The sequence below is a fragment of the Parapedobacter composti genome (assembly GCF_900112315.1).
GTDB lineage: Bacteria > Bacteroidota > Bacteroidia > Sphingobacteriales > Sphingobacteriaceae > Parapedobacter > Parapedobacter composti.
In genome coordinates this window covers 1-7,202 of sequence record NZ_FOLL01000038.1, presented here as the reverse complement: position 1 = coordinate 7,202, position 7,202 = coordinate 1, and the positions used below count along the sequence as shown (strand labels likewise).

At 49.6% G+C, this 7,202-nt stretch carries 10 protein-coding genes and 1 pseudogene; 6 read left to right on the top strand and 5 right to left on the bottom strand.

All coding sequences use genetic code 11. The annotated features are described in order from the left end of the window. Positions 1-353 (bottom strand): annotated as a pseudogene (locus BM030_RS19300) (IS3 family transposase); the annotation flags it as partial. Between the two features lie 83 nt (positions 354-436). Further along, a complete protein-coding gene (gene tnpA, locus BM030_RS19295; RefSeq protein WP_090975243.1) occupies positions 437-703 on the bottom strand; it encodes an IS66 family insertion sequence element accessory protein TnpA in 267 nt (88 codons plus the stop codon). 64 nt (positions 704-767) lie between these two features. Here tnpA and BM030_RS19290 point away from each other — a divergent pair, with 64 nt between their 5' ends. The 4 genes from BM030_RS19290 to BM030_RS19280 all read left to right on the top strand — a co-directional run bounded on the left by BM030_RS19290 (position 768) and on the right by BM030_RS19280 (position 2,794). After that, positions 768-1,253 carry a HEPN domain-containing protein gene (locus BM030_RS19290; RefSeq protein WP_090975242.1) on the top strand — a complete coding sequence of 162 codons (486 nt, stop codon included), beginning with the start codon at positions 768-770 and terminating at the stop codon, positions 1,251-1,253. A gap of 113 nt (positions 1,254-1,366) precedes the next feature. After that, complete coding sequence (locus BM030_RS19285; RefSeq protein WP_090975241.1) at positions 1,367-2,113, top strand: hypothetical protein; 747 nt, start codon at positions 1,367-1,369, stop codon at positions 2,111-2,113. Between the two features lie 25 nt (positions 2,114-2,138). After that, positions 2,139-2,330: a hypothetical protein gene (locus BM030_RS19745; RefSeq protein ID WP_139215962.1), complete on the top strand. Its 192-nt coding sequence runs from the start codon at positions 2,139-2,141 to the stop codon at positions 2,328-2,330. A gap of 188 nt (positions 2,331-2,518) precedes the next feature. Next, on the top strand, positions 2,519-2,794 hold the full coding sequence (locus BM030_RS19280; RefSeq protein ID WP_090975240.1) for a helix-turn-helix domain-containing protein: 276 nt from the start codon (positions 2,519-2,521) through the stop codon (positions 2,792-2,794). On the opposite strand, the gene BM030_RS19995 is transcribed toward BM030_RS19280, so the two are convergent. Beyond that, on the bottom strand, positions 2,757-3,125 hold the full coding sequence (locus tag BM030_RS19995) for a hypothetical protein (protein WP_170845845.1): 369 nt from the start codon (positions 3,123-3,125) through the stop codon (positions 2,757-2,759). The two genes, BM030_RS19280 and BM030_RS19995, sit on opposite strands and share 38 nt — an antisense overlap. Between BM030_RS19995 and BM030_RS19270 the strand changes: the two genes are divergently transcribed. Together BM030_RS19270 and BM030_RS19265 are read left to right on the top strand one after the other, a co-directional pair. Next, entirely contained in the window at positions 3,103-3,657 is a 555-nt protein-coding gene (locus tag BM030_RS19270; protein WP_090975239.1) for a BfmA/BtgA family mobilization protein, read from the top strand. The genes BM030_RS19995 and BM030_RS19270 overlap by 23 nt on opposite strands. 9 nt (positions 3,658-3,666) lie before the next feature. Then, on the top strand, positions 3,667-4,653 hold the full coding sequence (locus BM030_RS19265; RefSeq protein ID WP_090975238.1) for a DUF5712 family protein: 987 nt from the start codon (positions 3,667-3,669) through the stop codon (positions 4,651-4,653). A gap of 249 nt (positions 4,654-4,902) precedes the next feature. Here the strand turns inward: BM030_RS19265 and BM030_RS19260 are convergent, their stop codons facing one another. Both BM030_RS19260 and BM030_RS19255 read right to left on the bottom strand, forming a co-directional pair. After that, positions 4,903-5,787: an Rpn family recombination-promoting nuclease/putative transposase gene (locus BM030_RS19260; protein WP_090975237.1), complete on the bottom strand. Its 885-nt coding sequence runs from the start codon at positions 5,785-5,787 to the stop codon at positions 4,903-4,905. Positions 5,788-5,872: 85 nt separating this feature from the next. Further along, complete coding sequence (locus BM030_RS19255; RefSeq protein ID WP_090975236.1) at positions 5,873-7,090, bottom strand: site-specific integrase; 1,218 nt, start codon at positions 7,088-7,090, stop codon at positions 5,873-5,875. Between the last annotated feature and the right edge of the window lie 112 nt (positions 7,091-7,202).

Sequence of the window (7,202 nt, the reverse complement as noted above, 5' to 3'; positions counted from 1 at the left end):
GCCTCCCGGCTGAAATCATCGATGACGTTCAGCGTACGGATCGTTTTACCATTAGCCAGTGTATCGTGCATAAAATCAAGGCTCCAGGTGATATTCGGCCCTATGGGGCATAGCAACGGGGCCTGCACACGTGCCGGGAGCCGTTTCTTACGCTTGTTCCTCAGATTCAGCCGCATGGACGTATAAACACGGTATACCCGTTTGTGGTTCCACATATAATGCAGCTTGCGCAGCCGTTTGAACATCATCCAGAAACCCCATGTCTTATACAATTCGGCAAGGTTGGACAACTGCTCAATAATCTCGCGGTCATCCTTGCGTTTGGCTTGGTAATAATAAACCGATGTACTCATATGGAATAGTACGCAGGCCTGCCGAAGGCTCATTTTAAACTCCTGATGGGCATAGCCCACCAACTCACGCTTTTCGGCAGGCCCTAGAGCTTTTTTTCTATGACATCTTTTAAAACGGTATTCTGCAAAGTCAGCTCGGCTACAATCTTCTTGTACTGTGCCAGCTCCCGCTCCATATCTTTCATCTGTTTGAGCTGCGGGGCATCCATGCCTGAATATTTGCTCTTCCAGCCGTAAAAGGTACCCTGGCTGATACCGTGCTCACGGCATATATCCGTAACCGAAACCCCGGTTTCCTGCTGCTTTAAAATCTTGATGATCTGACTTTCGCTAAACCTACTCTTTTTCATTGTCCCTAAATTATAAAACTACATTAATATTCGTAGCTGTTTTCGGGGAAGATTACAGAATTATGTGGCTTTAAGTAGTAAGCTATCGCCCGAAAGGGTACTCAAACGGGCAAATGAAGACCTTGAAATGGAAAAGCGGAAAATAAAGGCTTTTAGTGACGGAGCGCAGTTTTATTTGGATAAAGGTAATTACCAGCTTTGTGCTTTTGTGTTGCATCAGGTGTTTGAATTGTGTTACCGTATGGTGGAAATCGTCATTTTTGGAAAGGAAAAGCTATCACATTCCATCCGTAACCACCATCAAATTGCGTTAGCATATCTGCCGCAGCTTAAATTGATTTTCGACAAGAATGACGAAAACGATATGACAATTATGGAACTGCTGGACAGTGCCTATTTGTCCGTGCGTTATGAGAACGGGTATTATGTAACCGAAAGGCAATTGCTTTGCTTGATTGACAAGGCACAGACCATACAGGAAATGGTGGAAGAAGCTTGCGGGGATATGCTTGAAGCGTTCGGGGCTGCATTGGATACGGTAATGAATTGACGTATGCAAATCGTAAATAACAAAATCGTGGGGAACGCATTTTAATCTCCCGTCACCGCTGTTTTTCTTTCGCCCGCACTATTCCTTATCTTTATTGGATAAAATAAGGAAGCATGGTCAGATATTTCAAAAGCAGAAAGCGCTTCGATTTTTCCCCGCATCCGTTTGATGTTGGCAACATACTTGGTTTGAAGAGGGGGTATGGTAACAACCATTTCCTGCTCAAAATCTACGGAATTGACAAAACCGGGTTTGAGGACTATTACACGCACCACCTGAATCATTTCCTTTCGACAGGGCAGGGTTCCGAAAAAGATTTCCTTTCCCATGTGTGGTACATCGTGCAGAAACGGATTGAACATTTCGAGCGGAAAGACCCGTTCTCATCCGAGCATCCCCGGCATTTGTCAAACATCGGGAAACTTACCGAATTCCAGCAATACCTCGGCACGCGCGATAAGTGGAACATTAGGCCAAACGATGTGCTGCTGAAAGAAAAAGACGGAAAGATAGCCGAACTCGAAGCCCATATCCAAGATTTGGAAGAACAGTTGAAAGCGCATACGAAATATGGGGTTGCACAGAAAGTGTATGTTGAGGACGGCTACCTGCCCACGTTCATCGACCTCATCCAGCAACTGCGCGAAGTGGAACTGCCCAATGGGAGGTCGCTGCTCAAAAGCGACCACCACAGCCCGTATTACAAACTGGTGGCGAAATACTTCAACCACGGCGGCAAGGAAATCCCATTGGATACCGCTCGCAACTATTTCGTGGGCAAGGGCGAAGCCCCGATAAAGGGTTCGCAGGTGCCGGATGGCAGGAAGTTGTTCCGCATCGTCCCCGCAGACCAAGCCTAACCGTCTACCCGTTCAATCCCCGAACATGACCAAGCCGCCCCGGTTGGTCATCCATATCCCTATTTTATCCCCCAACTTTGTCCCAACGGAGCGGGTGCCGCCCGATGGAAACATCGGATATTACCCTGTTTGGCCGCAGCGCCAAACCGTGCTGTTCGCACGCTCCACCAAATTGCCATTCCCCGATGGGAATGGAGCAAGCGGAAGTTGGGCATAGCCCTACTTGCTTGCCCCCACGCTATCGCCATGGGGGTTTCGGGTATCCTCCGGGGATACCTGGGTACGCTGGGATAGCACCAGCGCAAGGTTCCGGTATACTTGGCGGTATACCGTGCGCTATGTAAACGGCGCGAATGAATATCCCGCTATCGGGATATACGGATAGGGAAACATAATGATAGGAATATGGAAATAGACATCGTCACGAGGGAAGACCTCCGGCAGTTCAAGCGGGAAATGCTGGAGGAGTTAAAGCAAATCATCGGAAACAGGGAAAAAGACAATCTTGGCAGGGAGTGGCTGAAAAGTGCCGAGGTGCGCAGGCTACTTGGCATATCGCCCGGAACGTTGCAGAACCTCCGTGCGGGCGGCACGCTACCGTACCGCAAAGTGGGTGGCAGCATGTACTACCGCACGGAGGACATCAGGAAAATGATGGAGGGAGGTAACGGCAATGGGTGAACGGATGGAATTGCCCAAACACGCGTTCAGCGCGTTCTTCGAGCGGATTGGCGATGACGGGCGTTTGCTGCCCACGCACATCGGATTGGTGGCGGCATTGTTCTACCACCACGATTGCGGCAACCCGCACGGCCATTTCCACGCCAGCCGCAGGAAGCTGATGCGCTTCTCGCGGATACGCTCCATCGCCACCTACCACAAGTGCCTGTCGGAACTGGTGGCCTACGGCTATGTGGAGTACCGCCCCTCGTGGCATCCGGCCAAGGGCAGCAGGTTCAGGTTCATCATCCGCACGGGGGGAGGGGTAAATGGTCAGGATTGATGAGAACACGAAGTCTGTCCGTTTCCCCGAAGCGGTGGACGAACGGCTCACGTTGCTTGCGCGGAAACTTGGCCGCACCAAGCGGGAACTGTTCATGCAGATGGTGGATTATTTCTACAAGAGCAAGAAAGACCCCGCCGACCTGAACGATGAGGTGCTGAAAAAGGAGTTATCGAACGGTATCAACCGCATCCTTTCGTTCATCCGCAAACAGGAGGGCGACCTGCTGGTGCCGATGTGTTCGGCGATGGAGGAACTGATGGCCATCGCCAAGATGCAAAGCCCGCTTTTGAAGAACATCGGCAAAGGGCAGTCGGAGGCAACCATCATGGGCAGGGAAACCATCGGCTACCTGCAACTGGTGGACGGCACGCTGAAAAAGATACTTGGCAACATGCGGGAAAGGGAAACATTGAAGTCCAGGTTCCGGCAGGTACTGGATTACTACATTACCCAAAGGGAAGCCCTCGGCTGGCCTGTATCGGCGGCCAAAAAGGAGGAACTGGCTGGGCGTGCAAGGCAATCACTGGATAATCTGTAACATAGGATTATGTATATCAACATCACCAAATCGGAAACGGGCGACAACAAGGGCAGCAGCGGTGCGCTGGTGCATTACCTCGAAAAGGAAAACCGGATGAAGCCCGAAAACGGGATGGAAAACAAACCGGAGCGTTGGTTCAACGGTACAGCCAATGACATCAAACCCCATGAGGTAAGGATGGGCATAGACCGCAACGTGGCCAAGCTGGGCAGGGACGACAATAAATTCTTCCTCATCAACGTCAGCCCCAGCGGGAAGGAACTGGCGCACCTCGTGTCCAAATACGGCGAGGACGGGGCAAGGGAAAAGTTAAAGGAATTTGCCGCGAGGGTAATGGACGAATATGCCCGGAACTTCAAACGCCCCGGCATCGACAGCCACAAAGACCTGCTTTGGTTCGGCAAGCTGGAAAACCACCGCTATTACAACCACAACGACAGGGAGGTAAAGAGCGGGCAAAAGCGGAAAGGCGAACGCAAGGAGGGGCGGCAGATGCATATCCAAATCATCGTGAGCCGCAAGGACATCACCAATAAAATCAAGCTAAGCCCGCAGAATACGTCACGTGGCAAAAACAAAGCCCATTCGCAGAAGCTGGGGCAGTTCGACCGCACGGCGTTCAAGCAGTCGGGCGAAACCCTGTTCGATGAACTGTTCGATTTTGAGCGAAACCTGAAAGACAGCCTGCAATATGCCAATATGATGAAGAACGGTACGGCACAGCAAAAGGCACAGATGCACACGCTCACGGAATTGACGGGGCGGCATCCGCAGGGTCAGCCGTTGGCAATGGAGCTGGCACACGATGTTGCCCAAGGCATGTTCGAAAGCGTGGGCGAAATGCTGACCACCACGGGCAGCATGGCTGCCGACCTATTGGGATTACTGATGGCTCCGGTGGAGGGAGCGGGTGAACAGCAAAACCCCATCGAGGAAGAGGAAAAACGGCGCAAACGGAAAAAGAAGGCGCAGGAACGGGGCATCAGGAGGTGAGTTTACGGGTGGTTCAGGGCATCCGGCCTTTGCACCGCCCGGCCAAAATTACCCACGGCGCGGGAAAGGTCAAGGGTATATAAACGCCGCCGCCCGCAGGCCTTTGCCCTCCGGCGCCCTTGACCCAATTCCCCCGCCTTGCGTTCGGTGGCCTAAGCGGTGAAAATGCCTTGGTGCGTACAAGGGTGGGGGATACGAAAAAAGCCATCCGTTTTGGGGATGGCTTACTCTATAATGGTGAGCGTTCTGTTAAAGCTTTTCGATTTCCTCGATGGACAGCTTGGTAAACTTGGCAATCTGTTCAACGGAAATGCCGTCCTTTTTCATTTCGCGTGCGATTTCCATTTTTTCTTCTTGTTTGGCCTCCTTTGCTGCTTCCTTTGCCGCCTCATTTACTGCATAGTCCAACACAGCTTTGTTGTCCCATTTGCGTTTCAGACTTGTATCGTACATGGTCTTTTCCTCCTTTGTCAGATTGCTGTATTCAGCAATATTAAACAGTTTTTCAAAAATCGGTTTGCGCAGATATACCGGAATCTTATCCATGCTGCTCATGTTCTTCAAGACATAGAGCCATTTGTCAAGGTCGGTATCCAGTTCCGCTTCCGTTTTTACAAATTTAATCAATTCAATGAATATATACCCCAGCCCCTCGTAAAAAACTTTACCTGTCTCCCTGTTACTTAGGCAAATATCATGCAGAAACTCTTGCTCATTACCCGCATCCAAGGAAAAATCTTCCAAGAGCGCGATGAGGTACACTTCTTTCACATTATACGCCCATTCGGAACGCTTTCCCTTTGGAGCCTGTTCGGTAATCAAGCGGCTGGTGTAGAAAATTGCACGTTGCTTGAAGTTCCCCTGTTTTCCCCGTTGTACTTCGATGATGAATTGCTCCCCATCGTTTCCGGTACAGGTAAGGTCGAATATGGCACCGCCCTCGTTTACCGTTTCGCCGGGATGCTCGTTTTTGTTGTATACCAAATCCACGATGTGTTTCCTCCCACGGAACACGCCGTTGAGGAAGTCAATCAGCAAGTCCTTGTTGGGTTCACTCCCGAAGAGCTTTTTAAATGCGAAATCGGTTAATGGGTCAATATAAGTGCCTATTGTTGGTTTTGTTGCTTTGGCCATGATTCAAATATAAGGTTTTGTATTTATATGCTGTATCCGTTTGGGAACTTAATATATCCCCAAACGGATATCGAGTATGGGTAAATTAATTTCCTGACAACTTACGCTGTAAAGTTTGCATATCGTTGGCGATTCGCGTATCCAGCAGTTTCGCGTAATGCTGGGTGGTCCTGATACTTGTGTGGCCAAGCATCTTGGAAACTGTTTCAATGGGTACGTCGTTGCTTAATGTTACCGTAGTTGCGAAAGTATGCCGTGCCATGTGGAACGTCAGCGTTTTGGTAATGCCGGACAGGTCGGCTATCTCCTTGAGGTAGCTGTTCATCTTTTGGTTGCTCAATACGGGAAGCGCCAACCCTTTGGAAACACAGGGAGGGTAGTCCGCATAACGGTCGATGATTTCCTTTGCCTGCGGTAGCAGGGGGATATTGGTAATCGTCTCCGTTTTTTCCCGATTGCTTAGTATCCATAGCTTGCCATCCACGCCCTTTGCGATGACGGATTTTTTCAATTTCTTGACATCGGCGTACGACAGGCCGGTGTAGCAACTGAAAATGAATATGTCGCGAACATGAGCCAACCGTGACGTGACGTATTGCTTGGCCATTATCCGATTAAGTTCGTCCTGTGTGAGGAACCCCTTTTCTTTTGGCTTGGCGGTATTCTTGTAAAACACGAATGGGTCTGCGGTAATCCAGCGGTGGGCAAGGCCCAGTTTGACAATCTTGCGAAAGTGCTTCATGTATTTGGCTGCTGATATGGGGCTGCAACTTTTGTCCGTGCGGAGGAAGAATTCGTAACCCTCAATGAATGCATGGTCGATGCGCTGAATATCAATATCCATATCCCTGTATTGCTTTAGCACGTAATCGGTAAGGTGACCAACGGAAGTCTTGTAACCTTTCAGCGTGCCGGGCTTGTATCCTTTGCCGAGCAGGGTTTCCATCTTTCGGTTATGGTCAAGGTATATTTCAATCAGGTAATGTCTTTTGGTGTCCTGTCCAAGAAACCGCATTTTCAGCGATTCGGCGGTGATAACGGCATTTTCCTTGACAAGCGCCGTATGGACGTCCTCTATATTCCGGACAAGGGTTTCAAGGTAGCTGTTTAATGTACGGCTTTCTTCTTTGGTGCCTGCGGCCCGATTCGCTTTGGGTCTCCAGCGGGAGGGGTCGACCGACCTGCCGATTGAAACTTCTTTCGGGATTCCGTCAACGGTAATCCGCATATAAATGGGAACGGGGCCGCTGACATAGTTCTTTGGCTTCTTCAAGTAGAAGAGCAAGGAATAATTTGTACTCATGATAATATATCATTTATTACTAGTGATGCGTTAAGTTTTTAAAATTCATTGTAAAGCATTGTATATAAATATATTATAGTCGTTCTTTGATTTTTTGATTTGAATTGACCTG

Coding starts and splice junctions, on each gene's coding strand:
- tnpA (WP_090975243.1), bottom strand. CDS start 703: ATGAAAAAGAGTAGGTTTAGCGAAAGTCAGATCATCAAGATTTTAAAG.
- BM030_RS19285 (WP_090975241.1), top strand. CDS start 1,367: ATGGTCAGATATTTCAAAAGCAGAAAGCGCTTCGATTTTTCCCCGCAT.
- BM030_RS19745 (WP_139215962.1), top strand. CDS start 2,139: ATGACCAAGCCGCCCCGGTTGGTCATCCATATCCCTATTTTATCCCCC.
- BM030_RS19280 (WP_090975240.1), top strand. CDS start 2,519: ATGGAAATAGACATCGTCACGAGGGAAGACCTCCGGCAGTTCAAGCGG.
- BM030_RS19270 (WP_090975239.1), top strand. CDS start 3,103: ATGGTCAGGATTGATGAGAACACGAAGTCTGTCCGTTTCCCCGAAGCG.
- BM030_RS19265 (WP_090975238.1), top strand. CDS start 3,667: ATGTATATCAACATCACCAAATCGGAAACGGGCGACAACAAGGGCAGC.
- BM030_RS19260 (WP_090975237.1), bottom strand. CDS start 5,787: ATGGCCAAAGCAACAAAACCAACAATAGGCACTTATATTGACCCATTA.
- BM030_RS19255 (WP_090975236.1), bottom strand. CDS start 7,090: ATGAGTACAAATTATTCCTTGCTCTTCTACTTGAAGAAGCCAAAGAAC.